The organism is Actibacterium ureilyticum, assembly GCF_002285435.1.
Lineage (GTDB): Bacteria > Pseudomonadota > Alphaproteobacteria > Rhodobacterales > Rhodobacteraceae > Actibacterium_C > Actibacterium_C ureilyticum.
In genome coordinates, this window is record NZ_NSBT01000037.1 from 1104029 (window position 1) to 1121713 (window position 17685).

At 65.3% G+C, this 17685-nt stretch carries 18 protein-coding genes; 15 read left to right on the forward strand and 3 right to left on the reverse strand.

Translation table 11 applies throughout. The annotated features are described in order from the left end of the window. Window positions 1-19: 19 nt before the first annotated feature. A complete protein-coding gene (locus tag CLM60_RS18530) occupies window positions 20-280 on the reverse strand; it encodes a DUF2842 domain-containing protein (RefSeq protein ID WP_095590552.1) in 261 nt (86 codons plus the stop codon). Continuing rightward, the gene (locus CLM60_RS18535; protein WP_095590553.1) at window positions 280-1575 is read right to left on the reverse strand and encodes an adenylosuccinate synthase; all 1296 of its coding nucleotides are present in this window, start codon (window positions 1573-1575) and stop codon (window positions 280-282) included. Before CLM60_RS18535 ends, CLM60_RS18530 begins: the two co-directional genes overlap by 1 nt. A 137-nt stretch (window positions 1576-1712) precedes the next feature. Here CLM60_RS18535 and CLM60_RS18540 point away from each other — a divergent pair, with 137 nt between their 5' ends. The 3 genes from CLM60_RS18540 to CLM60_RS18550 all read left to right on the forward strand — a co-directional run bounded on the left by CLM60_RS18540 (window position 1713) and on the right by CLM60_RS18550 (window position 4377). Further along, window positions 1713-2111 carry a DUF6524 family protein gene (locus CLM60_RS18540; RefSeq protein WP_095590785.1) on the forward strand — a complete coding sequence of 133 codons (399 nt, stop codon included), beginning with the start codon at window positions 1713-1715 and terminating at the stop codon, window positions 2109-2111. Window positions 2112-2214: 103 nt separating this feature from the next. After that, window positions 2215-2574 carry a preprotein translocase subunit SecG gene (gene secG, locus CLM60_RS18545; protein WP_095590554.1) on the forward strand — a complete coding sequence of 120 codons (360 nt, stop codon included), beginning with the start codon at window positions 2215-2217 and terminating at the stop codon, window positions 2572-2574. A gap of 159 nt (window positions 2575-2733) precedes the next feature. Continuing rightward, window positions 2734-4377, forward strand: a complete 1644-nt coding sequence (locus CLM60_RS18550) for a CTP synthase (RefSeq protein WP_095590555.1) — start codon at window positions 2734-2736, stop codon at window positions 4375-4377. 6 nt (window positions 4378-4383) lie between these two features. Here CLM60_RS18550 and CLM60_RS18555 read toward each other — a convergent pair whose 3' ends face one another. After that, window positions 4384-5520 carry a hypothetical protein gene (locus tag CLM60_RS18555; protein WP_095590556.1) on the reverse strand — a complete coding sequence of 379 codons (1137 nt, stop codon included), beginning with the start codon at window positions 5518-5520 and terminating at the stop codon, window positions 4384-4386. A gap of 125 nt (window positions 5521-5645) precedes the next feature. On the opposite strand from CLM60_RS18555, the gene CLM60_RS18560 reads away from it, so the two are divergent. The 12 genes from CLM60_RS18560 to CLM60_RS18615 all read left to right on the forward strand — a co-directional run bounded on the left by CLM60_RS18560 (window position 5646) and on the right by CLM60_RS18615 (window position 17563). Next, window positions 5646-6401 carry a hypothetical protein gene (locus CLM60_RS18560; RefSeq protein WP_141246557.1) on the forward strand — a complete coding sequence of 252 codons (756 nt, stop codon included), beginning with the start codon at window positions 5646-5648 and terminating at the stop codon, window positions 6399-6401. Window positions 6402-6645: 244 nt separating this feature from the next. Further along, window positions 6646-8076, forward strand: coding sequence for an autotransporter outer membrane beta-barrel domain-containing protein (locus tag CLM60_RS18565; RefSeq protein WP_095590558.1), 1431 nt, complete (start codon window positions 6646-6648; stop codon window positions 8074-8076). Window positions 8077-8213: 137 nt separating this feature from the next. Then, entirely contained in the window at window positions 8214-8657 is a 444-nt protein-coding gene (locus tag CLM60_RS18570; RefSeq protein WP_095590786.1) for a tellurite resistance TerB family protein, read from the forward strand. After that, a complete protein-coding gene (locus tag CLM60_RS18575; RefSeq protein ID WP_095590559.1) occupies window positions 8654-9415 on the forward strand; it encodes a phosphate/phosphite/phosphonate ABC transporter substrate-binding protein in 762 nt (253 codons plus the stop codon). The genes CLM60_RS18570 and CLM60_RS18575 overlap by 4 nt, the downstream gene beginning before the upstream one ends. Before the next feature lie 108 nt (window positions 9416-9523). Further along, window positions 9524-10339, forward strand: a complete 816-nt coding sequence (locus CLM60_RS18580) for an ABC transporter ATP-binding protein (RefSeq protein ID WP_095590560.1) — start codon at window positions 9524-9526, stop codon at window positions 10337-10339. Further along, window positions 10336-11067: a transporter substrate-binding domain-containing protein gene (locus tag CLM60_RS18585; RefSeq protein WP_095590561.1), complete on the forward strand. Its 732-nt coding sequence runs from the start codon at window positions 10336-10338 to the stop codon at window positions 11065-11067. The genes CLM60_RS18580 and CLM60_RS18585 overlap by 4 nt, the downstream gene beginning before the upstream one ends. A gap of 47 nt (window positions 11068-11114) precedes the next feature. Then, the gene (locus CLM60_RS18590) at window positions 11115-11996 is read left to right on the forward strand and encodes an ABC transporter permease (RefSeq protein ID WP_095590562.1); all 882 of its coding nucleotides are present in this window, start codon (window positions 11115-11117) and stop codon (window positions 11994-11996) included. Further along, window positions 11993-12832, forward strand: coding sequence for an ABC transporter permease (locus tag CLM60_RS18595; RefSeq protein WP_095590563.1), 840 nt, complete (start codon window positions 11993-11995; stop codon window positions 12830-12832). The genes CLM60_RS18590 and CLM60_RS18595 overlap by 4 nt, the downstream gene beginning before the upstream one ends. Continuing rightward, window positions 12829-14160 (forward strand): glutamine synthetase family protein, encoded by a 1332-nt coding sequence (locus CLM60_RS18600; RefSeq protein WP_095590564.1) that lies wholly within the window; start codon window positions 12829-12831, stop codon window positions 14158-14160. The genes CLM60_RS18595 and CLM60_RS18600 overlap by 4 nt, the downstream gene beginning before the upstream one ends. Before the next feature lie 64 nt (window positions 14161-14224). Further along, window positions 14225-14917, forward strand: a complete 693-nt coding sequence (locus CLM60_RS18605) for a type 1 glutamine amidotransferase (protein ID WP_095590565.1) — start codon at window positions 14225-14227, stop codon at window positions 14915-14917. Next, window positions 14910-16265: a glutamine synthetase family protein gene (locus tag CLM60_RS18610; RefSeq protein WP_095590566.1), complete on the forward strand. Its 1356-nt coding sequence runs from the start codon at window positions 14910-14912 to the stop codon at window positions 16263-16265. The genes CLM60_RS18605 and CLM60_RS18610 overlap by 8 nt, the downstream gene beginning before the upstream one ends. Beyond that, window positions 16262-17563 carry an NAD(P)/FAD-dependent oxidoreductase gene (locus CLM60_RS18615; protein WP_095590567.1) on the forward strand — a complete coding sequence of 434 codons (1302 nt, stop codon included), beginning with the start codon at window positions 16262-16264 and terminating at the stop codon, window positions 17561-17563. Before CLM60_RS18610 ends, CLM60_RS18615 begins: the two co-directional genes overlap by 4 nt. The last annotated feature ends 122 nt before the right edge of the window (window positions 17564-17685 follow it).

The following is a 17685-nucleotide window of genomic DNA, read 5'->3' on the forward strand; positions in this document are numbered from 1 at the left end:
AGTTGTCGGGGAAGACGGATCAGCCGTCTTCCCCTTTTTCGTTGGCAGCCTCCGCCTGCGGGTCGGCTTGGCCCACGCCGCGAAAGATGAACTTGAACGGCAAAGCCCACAGAATCCCCAACCCGATATAGATCGCAAGCTCGGCCAGAAACGGCGGCGGCGCCAGCGGGTCGGGAAACAGCAGGTTCATCAGCGTCACCGCCACCACGATATAAAGCGGCAGACCGATCAGCAGGATCAGCAGCGCCCAGCGGCGGCGGGATTTATAGCTGAGCGGCATCAGTCGGCGAACGGGTCGGTGACAAGGATCGTATCGTCACGCTCGGGGCTGGTCGACAGCAGCGCCACGGGGCATTCGATCAGCTCTTCGACGCGGCGAACGTATTTGATCGCCTCGGCCGGCAGGTCGGCCCAACTGCGCGCGCCCTCGGTCGATTCCGACCATCCGGGCATTTCCTCGTAGATGGGCGTGCAGCGCGCCTGTTGATCGGCGGCAGTGGGCAGGTAATCCAGCCGCGTGCCATCCAGATCGTAGCCCACACAGATCTTCAGCGTTTCGAACCCGTCCAGCACATCGAGCTTGGTCAGCGAAATGCCGTTGACCCCGCTGGTCGCACAGGTCTGGCGCACCAGACAGGCATCAAACCAGCCACAGCGGCGCTTGCGCCCGGTGACGGTGCCAAACTCGTGACCGCGTTCGCCCAGACGCTGCCCATCGGCATCGTCCAGCTCTGTCGGGAACGGCCCCTCGCCCACGCGGGTGGTATAGGCCTTGACGATGCCCAGCACGAAATCGATCGCGCCGGGGCCGATGCCCACGCCCGTCGCCGCCTGCCCGGCGATCACATTCGACGAGGTGACGAAGGGATAGGTGCCGAAATCGATGTCCAGCAGCGCGCCTTGCGCCCCTTCGAACAGGATGCGTTTGCCCGCCTTGCGCTTTTCGTTCAGCACCTTCCAGACCGGGGCGGCAAAGGGCAGGATCTGCGGCGCGATCTCGCGCAGCTGGGCGATCAGCGCGTCGCGGTCGACGGCTTCGATTCCCAGCCCCTTGCGCAGCGGGTCGTGGTGCTGCAGCGCGCGATCAACCCGCGCCTCGAGCGTGGCGGGGTCGGCCAGATCGGCCACGCGGACCGACCGGCGGCCCACCTTGTCCTCGTATGCCGGGCCGATGCCGCGACCGGTGGTGCCGATCTTGGTGCCCTTGCTGGCGGCTTCCTCGCGCGCGCGATCCAGTTCACCATGGATCGGCAGGATCAGCGGCGTGTTTTCGGCGATCATCAGGGTTTCGGGTGTGATCTCGACCCCCTGCTGCCGGATCGAGGCGATCTCTTTCACCAGGTGCCAGGGGTCCAGCACCACGCCATTGCCAATGACCGACAGCTTGCCGCCGCGCACCACGCCCGAGGGCAGCGCGTTCAGCTTAAAGACCTCACCATCGATCACCAGCGTGTGGCCCGCGTTGTGGCCGCCCTGGAACCGCGCGATCACATCGGCGCGTTCCGAAAGCCAGTCCACGATCTTGCCTTTTCCTTCGTCGCCCCACTGGGCACCGACGACAACGACATTGGCCATGACAGATCCTTGCTGTTTGGAAAACCCGCGCCGGTATAGCGGGCCTGACGCGCGGCGCAAACCGGAAAATCGCCCCGGGGCTGGACAGTTTGCCCCCGATCCGGCACCAAAGCGCCAAAGAACCAGAGGAAACCGAGATGACAGGGATCGTGCTGCGCTGGGCGTTCGCCTTTGGCCTGCTGACCGCCACCTATAACCCGACTCAGTGGAATTATGTCCGCTGGGCGATGGACGGCTACCCCGACAACCTGCCCGTCGCGGTGCTGCTGGGGCTGATCCTGCTGGTGGGCTATGTCATCTATCTGCGCGCGACGCTGCGGTCGATCGGGGCGTTCGGGATGTTGCTGGTCGCGGCACTGGTGGGGGCGCTGATCTGGGTGCTGATCGACCTGGGCTGGCTGCGGCTGGACAACCCGCGCCTGAACCTGTGGCTGGGCATCATCGCGCTGTCGGCGGTGCTGGGGATCGGGCTGAGCTGGTCGCTGGTCCGGCGGCGGCTTTCGGGTCAGGTCGATATCGACGATGTCGAGGAATAGCGCCGCCCCGGGCCACGACGTCGCGCGACATTGCCAACGCCCCCTTGCCCCGGGGCGCAAACTTCCCTAGATACCGCCCATCTTACGCCAGAACCCGGGTCCCATGGAAAACGTCATTCTCATCGTCCACCTGATCCTTGCCCTTTGCCTGATCGGCGTCGTGCTTCTGCAACGGTCCGAAGGCGGTGGCCTTGGCATGGGTGGCGGCGGCGGTGGTGGCGGCGTCATGACCGGGCGTCAGGCCGCGACGGCACTGGGCAAGATGACATGGGGTTTTGCGATCGCGTTCATCTGCACGTCGATCGCGCTGACGGTGATCGCGGCGCAGAATTCGGCGGGCGGTTCCGTCGTTGACCGGCTGGGCACCCAGCCCGCGGTCGAGGAAACCGCACCGGCCCTGCCGGCGGACGACCTGCTGCCGCCGATCAGCGACAGCACGACCGGGGCCCCGACGGCCGACTAACCACAAAAACTAGCTGCGGGCGGAAAACTTGCCCCAGCATCTTGGGGTGGTGTTGCGGCGCCTGCGCGAATCCGTTACACTTTGACTCCCGTGATGCTGCGGTTTTTGCGAACCGCGAATCGCAGCGAAAAACCAGATATCACGGGGGATGCCAGCCACATGGCGCGGTTCATTTTCATTACAGGCGGTGTTGTGTCTTCATTGGGCAAGGGGCTGGCTTCGGCCGCGCTTGGTGCCCTGTTGCAGGCACGCGGATTCTCGGTACGGTTGCGCAAGCTGGACCCTTATCTGAACGTCGATCCGGGCACGATGTCGCCCTTTGAACATGGCGAGGTGTTCGTCACCGACGACGGCGCCGAGACCGACCTGGACCTGGGCCATTACGAACGCTTCACCGGCGTTGCGGCGCGGATGACCGATTCCGTCAGCTCGGGCCGGATCTATTCCACCGTGCTGGAGAAAGAGCGCCGCGGCGATTACCTGGGCAAGACGATTCAGGTCATTCCCCACGTCACGAACGAGATCAAGGATTTCATCAGCATCGGCGAGGACGAGGTCGATTTCATGCTGTGCGAAATCGGCGGCACCGTCGGCGATATCGAGGGACTGCCGTTCTTCGAGGCCATCCGCCAGTTCAGCCAGGACAAGCCGCGCGGACAGTGCATCTTCATGCACCTGACGCTTCTGCCCTATATCGCCGCATCGGGCGAGCTGAAGACCAAGCCGACCCAGCACAGCGTCAAGGAGCTGCGTTCCATCGGCATCGCGCCCGATGTGCTGGTCTGCCGCTCCGAAGGGCCGATCCCCGCCAAAGAGCGCGAGAAGCTGGCGCTGTTCTGCAACGTGCGCCCCGACAGCGTGATCGCCGCGCAGGACCTGAAATCGATCTATGAGGCGCCGCTGGCCTATCACCGCGAGGGGATGGACCAGGCGGTTCTGGATGCCTTCAACATCTCGCCCGCGCCTCGGCCCGACCTGAGCCACTGGGAAGATGTCTATGACCGCGTGTTCCACCCCGAGGGCGAGGTGAACGTGGCGATCGTCGGCAAATACACCCAGCTGGAAGACGCCTATAAATCCATTGCCGAGGCGCTGACCCACGGCGGCATGGCCAACCGGGTGAAGGTGAATATCGAATGGGTCGATGCCGAGGTTTTCGACAAGGAAGACGCGGCACCCTATCTGGAAGGTTATCACGCGATCCTGGTGCCCGGTGGCTTCGGCGAACGCGGGACCGAGGGCAAGATCAAGGCCGCCCAGTTCGCGCGCGAGCGCAAGGTCCCCTATCTGGGGATCTGCCTGGGCATGCAGATGGCGGTGATCGAGGCCGCCCGAAACAAGGCCGACCTGGCCGATGCGGGGTCCGAGGAATTCGACCACGAGGCTGGCAAGAAACGCTTTACCCCCGTCGTCTATCACCTGAAGGAATGGGTGCAGGGCAACGCCAAGGTGACGCGCAAGGTCGGCGACGACAAGGGCGGCACCATGCGGCTGGGCAGCTATACCGCGCATCTGAAAGAGGGCTCGAAAGTCGCCGGGATCTATGGCGAAACGGTGATCGAGGAACGCCATCGCCACCGCTACGAGGTCGACATCAAGTATCGCGATCAGCTCGAAGGCTGCGGCCTGACATTCTCCGGCATGTCCCCCGACGGGCGCCTGCCGGAAATCGTGGAATGGCAGGATCACCCGTGGTTCATCGGCGTGCAATTCCACCCCGAGCTGAAATCCAAGCCCTTTGCGCCGCATCCGCTGTTTGCCGATTTCGTGCGCGCGGCCAAGGACAATTCGCGGCTGGTCTAGGGCCGCTCAGCGCCCGCGCGGCGCCGTGACAACCCGCGCCAGTGCCAATGTGGACCGGTCCCATTGGCGCTGGAACGCGCTGAAAAGCCCATTGGCGGCCCGGTCGATGCGAGAATCGGTCCGCTCCAGATCCAGCGCGATCCCGAACATCACCAGCATGAACACCGCGACCTCGGCAATCGAAACGGCGGTGGCGGGCTGGTGCAGCGGCAGCAGGTTCAGGACGATATTGCCGGCGGTGTAAAGAAACAGGGTCCGCTTTCCCAGGTCGATCAGCACCCGGCGCGTGCCGGGGGCAACATCGCGACGCTCCAGCCACCAGAAAAGCGCCAGCGCCGTCATCGCCCCGGCCACGCCATAGGCGAAATAGGCCGGGTGATTGCCGAACCGATAGGATTTGGTGACGCCTTCGAAGAACAGCCACGGGCCGTCCATCGCCAAGGTTGCCGCCAGGATCGCCGCCATCGCCAGATAGATCCCGCCAAGCCAGATCCACCGGCTGCGGTTCAGCAGCGCCTCGCCAATCAGGACGCCGACCGCCACGACCGACAGCGACAGCATCACCGCCGGGCCATATCCCGTGGCATGGCCGAACATCATCTGCGCCGTGGGATGGCCGCCCGCGCCCAGCGCCGACAGACCAAAGCGCAGCGCCCAGGCCAGCACCGCAAAGCCCACAAAGAACAGCGCCCCCCACCGCACGATCAGCGGCAGGAACAGCCCCAGCAGCGCCAGCAGGATCGTGTAAAGGAACAGGATGAACGAATACCGGCCCCGGTCCAGCATCAGCATTGCATCCAGCACCTGATCCAGCGGCGTCTTGTCCCCGACATAGCCCGCCCAGCTGATCGCCGCAAAGGCCACATAGCAGGTGATCATCCGCGCAAACAGCCGCGTGCGCATCCCCGTCAGATCATCCAGGTCCCGCGCCTTGCGCATATAGACCACGGCGATCACGACGCCGAAAACCACCAGGAACGTGGGTGTGGCAATGCGGGTAACCGGCCGCAGATAGGGGATGTAGACCGCGAAAAACTGATCTATCGCATGCGCCAGAAGCGCCGCGACAATCGCAAAGCCCCGGGTCGCATCCACGAATGCGAACCGCTGCGCCGACCCGATTGCAGCTGCTTTACCGCGCATCGGACATCCTGGTACTGACCACCTCTTCCACGGCACCAGTATTGCAGCGCAGCGCCGCGTTGTCGTAGGTTTTCTGCCAAAGGCCAGGCGGGGAGCGGGTCATTTTTGAACAAATGCTCAATATTGTGCGTTTTCTGAGCCGGCATTTCACAAATGCGGCGCGGGCTGGTGCGACTTTCGCATCGCAGGTCGGGCGCGTTGTGGCGCTGGCCGGGGCGCTGTTACCGGGTGCCGCGCGGGCTCAGGCGGTCGTTCCGGCCGATTACGCGGATCTGCAACGCTGGCTGGATGGGCGGGTCACGTTCGACACGCTGCCCCGCCGGGCCGAGCCCGGCTTTCGCCTGGATCAGACATTGCGCTTTGACGGTGTCCGGATCGGCGAGCACTTTCTGGGCCAGCGGATCGGCACAGGCCCCTTCGGCCATGACACGATTGCGGGCGCCGCCGGACCCGGCCCGCTGGCGGTGCGCCCCGGCCCGCCCGGGCACAATCAGTCGGTGGCCTTTCACCGGGGGTTCGGATCGAACGCGTTGTTTCCGCTGGGACCGGACGGGTTCGCCCTGCTGTCCGGCCGGGGCGAGGGCGCGGTCGCGATCCTGTTCGATCACGACCAACAGGCGGTCGGGCTTCGGGTGCATGCGCAATACCCCGCCCCGCTGGGCACCGGGCCGCAACCGGGCCGCCTGATCGTGCAGTTCTTGCGCCGGGACGGGTCGCGGGTCGCAACCCTGTCGCACCGGCTGGCACCGGCAATTGTCGAACTGGGCTGGCAGCGTGAAACAGGCGCACCGGACATTGCGGGCGTTTTGATCCTGAACACCGATCCGGGCGGCGTGGCGCTGGACGACATCCTGTTCCGCCGAATCCCGCCGCTGGGATAACCCGCCCGAAGCCGACAGATTCGCCCGGCGAAAAGCGCGTTTCCCGCCATGGTAGAAACGCACCACAGCCCTTCTCCGCCCGCGCGCTGGATTCGCGCCACAATCCGGCGCCATTCGCTACATTTTTCATAGAATTTACCGTTTCTGCTTTTTTCCGTGCAGCCTGAAAACCCTGCCCTTATTCACCTTCCGTTAGGGAAGTTGGGCGCGCTGGCCACTGGCTGGCGCGGGGATGGATAGATAAATGTTGAACTGGTTTCAGAAGAACACATGCACCGCCGTTTTCGCCATGTTGGCCGTGGTGGCGGGCACAAACCCGGCGGCAGCGGTCACCACGACCATGACCGCCATCGTGAATGCCACCGGCGGTGACGATACCTTTACCTTCGAGTACTCGCCCGGGCCCTCGCGGGTCGTGACGACGACCGGCGGCACAGGTGCGGCGCGCAGCGTCAACCCCAGCGTCGGCTCCAGCACCGCGACCACGGGGAACCCGCCCGCGACGCCCGCGCCACTGGCGGTGACGGTAGACATCGTTCTGCCCGCGGGCTGGACGCTGTCGTCGATCAGCTGCGACATTCCCGTCGCGCCCGCGTTCGAGACACCGCCGGTCATTGATACCGGCGCCGGGCGCGTCACCTTTGCCTCGCCCGATTACGACATCTCGTTACCGGCCGAGGTCGCCCCGCGTCGGCGTCAGTGTACGTTCAACGTCACCAAGGACACGGTGCCCGCGGCCAGCGCCACGGACACATCCGACCTGACGGCCGAGACCGGCGCGCTGCTGGCGGCAACCGCATTGCCGGTCCTGGTCACCGGCCCCCGGACGCCATATCTGCGCAATCGCCTGACGGGTGCGGGCGGCATCACCGCCGATGTGACCGCCAATCGCGGCGGCGCGCGGCTCAGCACCCGGGCTATCACCGAAGATAACGGCATGGCGGCCTGGGCCGACCTGAGCGCCGCGGAACTGAAGCTGGGCAGCGGGGCCGAGGGTCGATCCCATGTCGTTTCGGCAGGTGTCGATCTGCTGTTGCGGCCCGATCTGCTGCTGGGCCTGATGGTGGTTGCCGACGATTACAAAGCCGATGACAGCGGCACCGGCTATACCGCCGACGCGCACGGCGCCATGATCGGCCCCTATTTCGCCAAGGCATACGGGGGCGCGCTGGTTCTGGATGGCCGGCTGCTTTACGGCCAGGGCGCATACAGCCTGTCGCCCGATGGCCGCAGCGAGGGCGAATTCGACGCAAGCCGGCTGCTGGCGCAGTTGCGGCTGAGCGGGACGGTCACGCGCGGCGCCTGGGACATCCAGCCATCGGCCGACCTGCTGTATTTCCGCACCGAAAGCGATGCCTATACCGACAGCGCCGCCAACCGGGTCGCTGCGGTCACGCATCAGACCGGGCGCGCCTCGTTGGGCGTCACGGGCTATTACAACGGGCTGTCGCACGGCACATCGCGCCTGACCCCCTATCTGGGGCTGGCGGTCGATCACTATGCGACCGACGGGGGCAAGACCGCGTTTGAAGGCACGAGCGCCCGGTTGCGCGTGGGCGCGGATTGGCAATTGGGCCGAAACGCCGCCCTGAACGCCGAAATCGCGACATCGGGCCTGGGACAGGATGATTATCGCGCCACAAGCGCCGCGCTGGCGGTGGAACTGCGGTTCTAGGGGATCGTCCGGGGGCGGCGATCTGCCGGGTGGTCCGTGTGGGGCGGGCCGCCCGGCCGCGTGCGTGGGCGCCATTTCGCAGCGCCTTGCGCCGAAAGCCGCTTGGCCTGCACCCTGTGCTCACCTATATGTGCGAAATGTTTGCTGATTTCCTGTCCCGCCTGATCCGGCCCGAACCCGAACAGCTTCCCGATGGGGATGCGCGCCTGGCGCTTGCCGCGCTTCTGGTGCGGGTCGCGCGCTCGGACGGCGAATATGCCCGCGAAGAGGCCGACCGGATCCTGCGGATCCTGACGGTCCGCTATGGCCTTGACCCCGACGCCGCCGCCACGCTGCGCCACCAGGCCGAAACGCTGGAGGCCGAGGCCCCCGATACGGTGCGTTTCACCCGCGCGATCAAGGATGCCGTTCCCTACGAGGATCGCGAAGCCGTGGTCGAGGCGCTTTGGGACGTGGTGCTGGCCGACGGCATCCGCGACCACGAGGAAGACGCCCTGTTGCGGCTGGTGGCGAACCTGCTGGGTGTGAACGACCGCGACAGCAACCTGGCGCGCCAGCGGGTCGAAGCGCGACGCGCATGATTGCCGGTCTGCCCATGTATCTGCGCCCCGAAAATCAGGGCGCCCATGACCGCCTGTGGCAGCGCACGCGCGCGGCATTGGCCGAACAGGATATCGCCGCGCCCGAGCGTCTGGACCCCGGCACCGACCTGTGGGCGCTGTGGCAGGACCCCGACCTGCTGCTGGCGCAGACCTGCGGCCTGCCGTTCCGGGCCACGCTGGAAAACGACGTGGCGCTGGTGGGGGCGCCGGACCATGGGCTGCCCGGCTGTGCGGCGGGCGAATATTACAGCGTTTTCGTGATCCGCGCCGACGATGACCCGCGCCCGCTGGCCGATTACGCCCGGGCGCGCATGGCCTTCAACGACCCGATGTCGCAATCGGGCTGGGCCGTGCCACAGGCGCTGGCACATGCGCTGGGGTTCCAGTTCGTCAACCTGGTGCAGACCGGCGCGCATCGCGCATCGGCCCAGGCGGTGGCCGAAGGGCGCGCCGATCTGGCGGCCATCGACGCGGTCAGCTGGTCGATGATGACCCGGTGGGACGATTTTGCCGATGGGCTTCAGGTCATCGGCCGCACCAGCGCGACCCCGGCCCTGCCCTATATCACCGCGCATGGACAATATGCCGCCGCGCTTCATGCGGCGATGAACGCCGCGCTGGCAGAGCTTTCGCCCGAGGATCGCCGCGATCTCGGCATGTCCCGCATCGTTCCCGCCGAGCGCGTGCGTTATCTTGCGCTGCCCATTCCCGCGTCACCCTGCCAACCACGGGTCTGAACGCCCGCAGAACCGAAATTCCGGAACGTCACCGGCGGATCAGACATTGCAATCGGGCGAAAATTACGCCCTACTCTGCACTGGAAATAAAAAGGCACAGTTGACTGCGTGACCCCGACAGACCCGCCCGTCATCGAAATTCGCGATCTTCACAAGAGCTTTGGCAATCTGGAGGTCCTGAAAGGCGTCGATATCTCGGCGCACAAAGGCGACGTGGTGTCGCTGATCGGCTCGTCCGGGTCGGGCAAATCCACGCTGTTGCGCTGTGCCAACCTGCTTGAAGACAGCCAGCAGGGCGAGATTCTGTTTGACGGCGAACCGGTGCGCTGGCGCGGTCAGGGCCTGGGCCGGCATCCCGCCGACCGCAACCAGGTCCGGCGCATCCGCACCAACCTGTCGATGGTGTTCCAGCAGTTCAACCTGTGGGCCCATATGACCATCCTGCAGAATGTCATGGAGTGCCCCGTCACCGTCCTGGGCGAGGACCGGGCCGAGGTCGAGGATCGCGCTCGCCAACTGCTGGACAAGGTGGGCATCGGCGACAAGTGCGAGATGTTCCCGGCCCAGCTTTCCGGTGGCCAGCAGCAGCGTGCCGCGATCGCGCGGGCGCTGGCGATGCAGCCCCGGGCGCTTTTGTTCGACGAACCGACATCGGCGCTGGATCCCGAACTGGAACAAGAGGTCGTGCGCGTCATCCAGGCCCTGGCCCGCGAGGGGCGCACGATGCTGATCGTGACACATGACATGCGCATGGCGGCCGACGTGTCGGACCGCGTCGTGTTCCTGCATCAGGGCCGGATCGAGGAAGAAGGCACCCCGGAAGAGGTCTTTGCCGCGCCGAATTCGGAACGGCTGAAACAGTTTCTGAACGCCGCAATGACAAGCGGCCCCAAACCACAAATCAACACGGGAGAATCCATATGAAAAAGCTGTTGCTGGGCGCGGCCGCGCTGACCCTGACCGCCGGTCTGGGCTGGGCGGAAAGCCATTCGGTCACCCGCATGGGCACCGAGGGCGCGTATCCTCCGTACAACTTCATCAATGACGCGGGCGAGGTCGACGGCTTCGAACGCGAGCTGGGCGACGAGCTGTGCAAGCGCGCCGAGCTGAACTGCGAATGGGTGACCAACGAATGGGATTCGATCATCCCCAACCTGGTCAGCGCCAACTATGACACCATCATCGCGGGCATGAGCATCACCGAGGAACGGGACGAGGTCATCGACTTCACCCAGGCCTATTTCCCGCCCGACCCGTCGGCCTATGTCGCGGTGTCGTCCGATGTCGACGTGATGGGCGGTGTGGTCGCGGCCCAGACCGGCACGATCCAGGCCAGCCACGTCGCCAGCAGCGGCGCGACCCTGGTCGAATTCGCCACGCCGGATGAAACCATCGCCGCCGTCAAAAACGGCGAGGCCGACGCGGTTCTGGCCGACAAGGCGTTCCTGGACCCGATCGTGGCCGAATCCGGCGGCGCGCTGTCCTTTGTCGGCGATGACGTCATGCTGGGCAGCGGCATCGGCGTGGGCCTGCGTGAGTCCGACACCGAGCTGAAGGGCAAGCTGGACGCCGCCATCACCTCGATGAAGGAAGACGGCACGCTGAACGCCATGATCGCCAAATGGTTCGACGGCATGGACGCCGGTTACTGATCTGACACAGGCGCAAGGCCCCCGCCGGGCCTTGCGCCGCTATTTCCATGTTCGCGCACTGCACCGATCCCAGCACCCTGAGTGGCCTGTCCTGGCTTGCCTGTTACCTGACCAACGGCAAGCATCTGGCGTTCTATGCCTCGTTCGGGACGGTGATGCTGCTGTTGCTGGTCACCGCACCGGCGGCGCTGGGTTTCGGCTTTGTCGGGGCCACGGCGGCCCGGTCGCGCATCCCGCCGCTGCGCTGGTTCGGCCAGATCTATACCGCGATGGTGCGCGGCGTGCCCGAGATCATCTTTTTCCTGTTCGTCCCCATCGCAATGGATCAGGGCTTTGAATGGCTGCGCCATCAGGTGAAATGCCCCGACTGGACCGAACCGGTCCGGCAGGGCAATGATTTTCTGGTCTGTGCCGCCGCCAAGCTGCCCCTGTCGAACAGCCCGCAATGGGTGCACGAGGCGTATAATTTCGGCCTGGCGGTTCTGGCCTTTGCCATCGTCTATGGCGCCTTTGCCGCCAATGTCCTGAGCGGCGCGATGAAGGCCGTGCCAAAGGCGCAGCTGGAAACCGCCCATGCCTATGGCATGTCCGACCGCCAGACATTCTGGCGGGTGACGGTGCCGCAGATGTGGATCTATGCCCTGCCCGGCCTGTCGAACCTGTGGATGATCCTGATCAAGGCCACGCCGCTGCTGTTCCTGCTGGGGGTCGAGGATATCGTTTACTGGGCGCGTGAACTGGGCGGGTCGAAAACCTCGATCTATGCTTATCCGCACCCCGATTGGCGGCTGTATTATTTCCTGGGGCTGCTGGTCTTCTATCTGCTGCTGACCCGTGTGAGCGAGGTCGTGCTGGCGCGCCTGACCCGGCGGCTCAGCCACGGACAGGCCACCATGGCGGGCGAAGCCCAGCGAAAGGCGGCGGTATGAGTTGCGCCCAGACCATCCAGGAATACGCGCTGCGGGCCATCGGCATTGGCGAGCGGCTGTTGCCCCGATCCGACATCACCGTCTGCGACCAGTTCGTCCTGATCGGTTCGGGGATGATCTGGAACCTCTATTTCGGGCTCTGCGCGTTGGCGCTTGGCTTTTTCCTGGCGGTCGGGCTGGCGGTGGCGCGCAATGCGGCGAACCCGCTGCTGCGCAAGCCGGCCGAATGGTTCATCTTCCTGTTCCGGGGCTCGCCGCTTTTCATCCAGTTCTTCTTGGCATACGAGGCGTTCGTGCTGCTGCCGCGCGCCGGCATCCCGCTGAACCTGGGTTTCACGGAAATCACCGTCGCCACAAGCTGGCTGACCAAGGCCTGGGCGGGCGCGCTGATCGTGCTGCTGCTGAACACCGCCGCCTATTCGGCCGAGATCTTCTTTGGCGCGCTGCGCGCCGTGCCCAAGGGCGATATCGAAGCGGCCGAGGCGTATGGCATGTCGCCCGCGACCACGTTCCGCCGGGTGATCTGGCCCACCATGCTGCGGCTGGCCTGGCCCGCCTATACCAACGAGGCGATCTTTCTGTTCCATGCCACGACGCTGGTCTATTTCTCGGGCTTTCCGGCGTGGCGACAGGAAGGCGATGCGCTCTACTACGCGAATTATTTCGCGGACAAGACCTTCAACCCCTTCGTCGCCTATCCCATCGTGGCGGGGTATTTCGTCCTGCTGACGCTGACGCTGATCGGGCTGTTTTCGCTGATCAACCGGCGCCTGAACCGGCACCTGCCAAAGGAATCGCGGCGGCGCGTGCGCTATCGGCCGCAATTGATCCGATGAGCTGGCTACACGATCACCCCGAAATTCGCACCATTCGCGTCGCGGCCTGTGACCTGAACGGTCAGGCCCGCGGCAAGCGCATGCCCGCCGGTTCCGGCATCAAGGTGGAAAGCGATGGCACGCGGTTTCCGTTTTCGGTCCTGAACCTGGATATCTGGGGCGAGGATATCGAGGACAGTCCGCTTCTGTTCGAAAGCGGCGATCCCGACGGGGTTTTGAAACCCACCGGGCGCGGCTTCGTCCCCATGCCCTGGCTCGAAGCGCCGACCGCGCTGCTGCCGCTGTGGATGTTCCACGAAAACGGTGCGCCCTTTGCCGGGGATCCGCGCCAGGCGCTGGCGCGCGTCGTCGAACGCTACAGCGAACGCGGGCTGACGCCGGTCGTGGCGACCGAGATGGAATTCTATCTGATCGACGACAGCACGCGGCAGCTGCGCGTGCCGCCTTCGCCCCGGTCGGGCAAGCGGCGGCCGGGGGCGGATACGCTAGCGCTTCGGGCGCTGGACGCGTTCGATGCGTTCTTTACCGATCTCTACGATGCCTGCGCGGCGATGGACATTCCCGCCGATACTGCGATTTCCGAGGCCGGGATCGGCCAGTTCGAGATTAACCTGATGCATCAGGCCGACCCGCTGAAGGCCGCCGACGATGCCTGGCTGTTCAAGATCCTGGTCAAGGGGCTGGCCCGCAGCCATGGCTTTGCCGCCAGCTTCATGGCCAAACCCTATGACGATTACGCGGGCAACGGGCTGCACAGCCATTTTTCGGTGCTGGATGCCGATGGGCGCAACATCTTCGACGATGGCGGCCCCAAGGGCACGCCCGCGCTGCGCCATGCGGTGGCCGGGTGCCTGTCGGCGATGCGGGCGCAGACCCTGCTGTTTGCGCCGCATGGCAACAGCTTTGACCGGATGGTGCCCGGTGCCCATGCGCCCACCGGCGTCTGCTGGGCCTATGAAAACCGCACGGCGGCCATTCGCGTGCCCGGCGGCGCCCCCGCCGCGCGGCGGATCGAACACCGGGTCGCGGGGGGCGACATCAACCCGTACCTGATGCTGGCGGGCATTCTGGGCGCGGCGCTGGCGGGGATCGAGGACGCACAGGACCCGCCGCCCCCGATCACCGGCGATGCCTATAAGCTGGACCTGCCCCGGCTGGCCGAAACCTGGGAAGCGGCAATCGACGCCTTTGCCCACGATCCATGGAGCGCGCGCATCTTCGCGCCCGAGCTGATCCGCAACCTGGTGCTGACCAAGAAACAGGAATTGCGCGACTATGCCGATCTGACCGCGCAAGAGCGGGTGGAGCTTTACCTCGACACCGTCTGAGGCCCCTTGCCGTCGCCCGGGGCCGGGACTAGGGTTTGGCAAAACAGATGACAATTGGTGTTTGATGCGGATCGGTATCCTTCAGACGGGGCACGCCCCGGAACCGCTGTTGCCGGAAAACGGAACGTATCCCGACATGTTCAAGACCCTGCTGGACGGGCATGGGTTCGACTTTCAGAACTGGGATATCGAGGGGATGGAATTTCCCGCCAGCGTGCATGACGCCGATGGCTGGCTGATCACCGGGTCGCGCCATGGCGCGTACGAGGATCATGCCTTCATCCCGCCGCTCGAAACCTTTATCCGCGACGCCTATGCCGCCCATGTCCCGATGGTCGGTATCTGTTTCGGGCATCAGATCATGGCTCAGGCCCTGGGCGGACGGGTCGAGAAATTCACCGGCGGCTGGGCGGTGGGCAAGCAGACCTATCGCATCAACGGGGCGGATATGCGCGTGCATGCCTGGCATCAGGATCAGGTGGTCGACCTGCCCCCGGACGCGCAGGTTCTGGGCGGGAACGATTTCTGCCAATACGCGGCGCTGGCCTATGACGACCGCGCGCTCAGCTTTCAGCCGCATCCGGAATTTCGTACCAAGATGACACAGGGGCTGGCGCGCACGCGCGGCATGAATGTCGTGCCGCAGCCGCTTCTGGACCGCGTTCTGGCCGATCACAGCCCGGCCGAGGACGCGCCACGGGTGGGCGCGATGATCGCCGATTTCTTTCTGCAACCCCGTGGGGGCCATGATGAGTGACTGGATGCAGCAGCTGCCGCAGGCGGCGACGGATTATCTGGACGGCCGCCGCCTGGACGAGGTCGAATGTATCGTCAGCGACGTGGCCGGTATCGCGCGCGGCAAGGCGATGCCCGCCAGTAAATTCGCCCGCCAGACGCATTTCTATCTGCCCAATTCGATCTTCCTGCAGACGATCACCGGCGATTGGGCCGATATCGCGGGCGAGGCCTTCACCGAACCCGACATGATCCTGACCCCCGATTACAGCACCGCCACCGCCGCGCCCTGGACGGCGGACTGGACCTTGCAGGTGATCCACGACATCCACCATCAGGACGGCACGCCGGTGCCCTATGCCCCGCGCAACGTGCTGAAACATGTGGTGTCGCTTTATCAGGCCAAGGGGTGGAAACCCGTTGTCGCGCCCGAGATGGAGTTCTTTCTGGTCGCCCGCAACCTAGACCCTGCCCTGCCGGTGCAGCCGCCCATCGGGCGGTCGGGCCGCCCCGCCGCCGCGCGCCAGGCCTATTCGATGTCGGCGGTCGATGAATACGGTCCGGTGATCGACGATATCTATGACTTCGCCGAGGCGCAGGGGTTCGAAATCGACGGCATCCTGCAAGAAGGCGGCGCGGGCCAGATCGAAATGAACCTGCGCCATGGCGACCCGGTCCGGCTGGCGGACGAGATCTTTTTCTTCAAGCGCCTGATCCGCGAGGCAGCGCTGCGCCACGATTGCTTTGCCACCTTCATGGCCAAGCCCATTCAGGACGAGCCGGGATCGGCCATGCATATTCACCATTCGGTGGTGGAAACGGCGACCGGCCAGAACCTGTTTTCGATGCCAGATGGCGGCGAAAGCCCCGCGTTCCTGCATTTCATCGCCGGGCTGCAAACGCATATGCCGTCGGTCACCGCGCTGATGGCGCCCTATGTGAACAGCTATCGCCGTTACGTCCCGGATTTCGCCGCGCCGATCAACCTGGAATGGGGGCGCGACAACCGCACGACGGGGTTGCGCGTGCCGGTGTCGGATGCCGCAAGCCGCCGGGTGGAAAACCGTCTGCCGGGGATGGATTGCAACCCCTATCTGGGCATCGCGGCGTCGCTCGCGTGCGGCTATCTGGGGCTGCTGGCGCAGGAAAACCCGCGCGCCGAATTCACCGGCGATGCCTATGCCAGCCGCGAGGATATCCCGCGCAATCTGAACGAATCCATCGACCTGCTGCAAACGGCCGAGCCGGTGCGCGAGGTTCTGGGCGCCGCCTTCTGTGATGTCTATGTCGCGCTGAAATCGCTGGAATACAACGCCTTCCTTCAGGTCATCAGCCCGTGGGAGCGGGAACATCTGCTGTTGAACGTATGAACGTCCTGCATGCCAATGACCGGGCGGGCGAACATGCCCCAAGCTGGTATGCGGCCACCGCGACACCCCCCGGCCCCTATCCCGCGCTGAAAGGCGCGCATCGCGCCGATGTCTGTGTGATCGGCGGCGGCTATACCGGGCTGTCGGCGGCGTTGCATCTGGCCGAGCAGGGCATGGATGTGATCCTGGTCGAGGCACAGCGTGTGGGCTTTGGTGCCTCGGGGCGCAATGGCGGACAGGTGGGCTCCGGCCAGCGTCAGGAACAGGATGTGCTGGAACGCTGGATGGGCCGCGACGATGCGCGCGCCCTGTGGGGCGTTGGCGAAGCGGCCAAGACGCTGATCGCCGACCTGATCGCGCGGCACGATATCGACTGCGCCTATCGCCCCGGCGTCGTCCATGCGGAATGCCACGCCCGGGACGTGCCGCACAACCATGGTTATGCCCGCAAATTGGCCGCGGATTACGGCTATGACCGGGTCGAGGTTCTGGACCGCGACGCGATGCGCGCGCTGGTAGGCTCGCCGCTCTATCACGGCGGATCGGTCGATTGGGGCGCGGGGCATCTGCACCCGCTGCGGCTGGCCTTTGGCCTGGCCCGTGCGGCCGAAAACGCCGGGGCGCGCCTGTTCGAGCGGTCCGAGGTGCATCACATTCAGCACGGCGACAGGGTCGAGCTCCGCACCGGCCAGGGACAGGTTCAGGCCGATCACCTGGTGCTGGCGGTCAACGGCTACATGACCGGGCTGGACCGCGATCAGGCGGCGCGGATCGCGCCCATCAACAATTTCATCGTCGCGACAAAGCCGCTGGCGGACCCCGGCGCGATACTGGCTCGCGATGTGGCCGTGGCTGACAGCAAATACGTGGTGAACTATTTCCGCCTGTCCGAGGATGGCCGCCTGTTGTTCGGCGGCGGCGAAAGCTATGGCATGCGGTTTCCCCGCGACATCGCGGCGACGGTGCGCAAGCCGATGGAACAGGTCTTTCCGCAACTGGCGGGTGTCGGCATCGACCACGCCTGGGGCGGCACATTGGGGATCACCACGAAACGCCTGCCGCATTTTTCGCATCCCAGCCCCAATGTCTGGGCGGCGGGCGGCTATTCCGGCCACGGGGTCGCACTGGCCACGCTTGCGGGACGCATCCTGGCAAAGGCGGTGGCCGGACAAGCCGGTCAGTTCGACCTGATGGCGCGGCTGCCCTGCCCGCGCTTTCCCGGCGGCCCGGTCTTCCGCAGCCCGCTAGCCATCCTGGCGATGAGTTGGTTCGCGCTGCGCGACCGGCTGGGCGTCTGACGCCGCCGCGCAGCCGTTGTAAATCCCCCACAGACAGCACCCGGCACCCCGGTTTCGGCGCAATTTGACTTTGTCCGTGCCGCGATGCGCCTTTAAAAGGGCTGAAAATAACATTCAGAAAA

What these genes read in the sequence shown, in the direction of transcription:
- CLM60_RS18600 (WP_095590564.1), top strand. Translation starts at nt 12,829, where the DNA reads ATGAGCTGGCTACACGATCACCCCGAAATTCGCACCATTCGCGTCGCG.
- CLM60_RS18555 (WP_095590556.1), bottom strand. Translation starts at nt 5,520, where the DNA reads ATGCGCGGTAAAGCAGCTGCAATCGGGTCGGCGCAGCGGTTCGCATTC.
- CLM60_RS18535 (WP_095590553.1), bottom strand. Translation starts at nt 1,575, where the DNA reads ATGGCCAATGTCGTTGTCGTCGGTGCCCAGTGGGGCGACGAAGGAAAA.
- CLM60_RS18570 (WP_095590786.1), top strand. Translation starts at nt 8,214, where the DNA reads ATGTTTGCTGATTTCCTGTCCCGCCTGATCCGGCCCGAACCCGAACAG.
- CLM60_RS18605 (WP_095590565.1), top strand. Translation starts at nt 14,225, where the DNA reads ATGCGGATCGGTATCCTTCAGACGGGGCACGCCCCGGAACCGCTGTTG.
- CLM60_RS18575 (WP_095590559.1), top strand. Translation starts at nt 8,654, where the DNA reads ATGATTGCCGGTCTGCCCATGTATCTGCGCCCCGAAAATCAGGGCGCC.
- CLM60_RS18540 (WP_095590785.1), top strand. Translation starts at nt 1,713, where the DNA reads ATGACAGGGATCGTGCTGCGCTGGGCGTTCGCCTTTGGCCTGCTGACC.
- secG (WP_095590554.1), top strand. Translation starts at nt 2,215, where the DNA reads ATGGAAAACGTCATTCTCATCGTCCACCTGATCCTTGCCCTTTGCCTG.
- CLM60_RS18565 (WP_095590558.1), top strand. Translation starts at nt 6,646, where the DNA reads ATGTTGAACTGGTTTCAGAAGAACACATGCACCGCCGTTTTCGCCATG.
- CLM60_RS18595 (WP_095590563.1), top strand. Translation starts at nt 11,993, where the DNA reads ATGAGTTGCGCCCAGACCATCCAGGAATACGCGCTGCGGGCCATCGGC.
- CLM60_RS18550 (WP_095590555.1), top strand. Translation starts at nt 2,734, where the DNA reads ATGGCGCGGTTCATTTTCATTACAGGCGGTGTTGTGTCTTCATTGGGC.
- CLM60_RS18610 (WP_095590566.1), top strand. Translation starts at nt 14,910, where the DNA reads ATGAGTGACTGGATGCAGCAGCTGCCGCAGGCGGCGACGGATTATCTG.
- CLM60_RS18615 (WP_095590567.1), top strand. Translation starts at nt 16,262, where the DNA reads ATGAACGTCCTGCATGCCAATGACCGGGCGGGCGAACATGCCCCAAGC.
- CLM60_RS18530 (WP_095590552.1), bottom strand. Translation starts at nt 280, where the DNA reads ATGCCGCTCAGCTATAAATCCCGCCGCCGCTGGGCGCTGCTGATCCTG.
- CLM60_RS18590 (WP_095590562.1), top strand. Translation starts at nt 11,115, where the DNA reads ATGTTCGCGCACTGCACCGATCCCAGCACCCTGAGTGGCCTGTCCTGG.
- CLM60_RS18585 (WP_095590561.1), top strand. Translation starts at nt 10,336, where the DNA reads ATGAAAAAGCTGTTGCTGGGCGCGGCCGCGCTGACCCTGACCGCCGGT.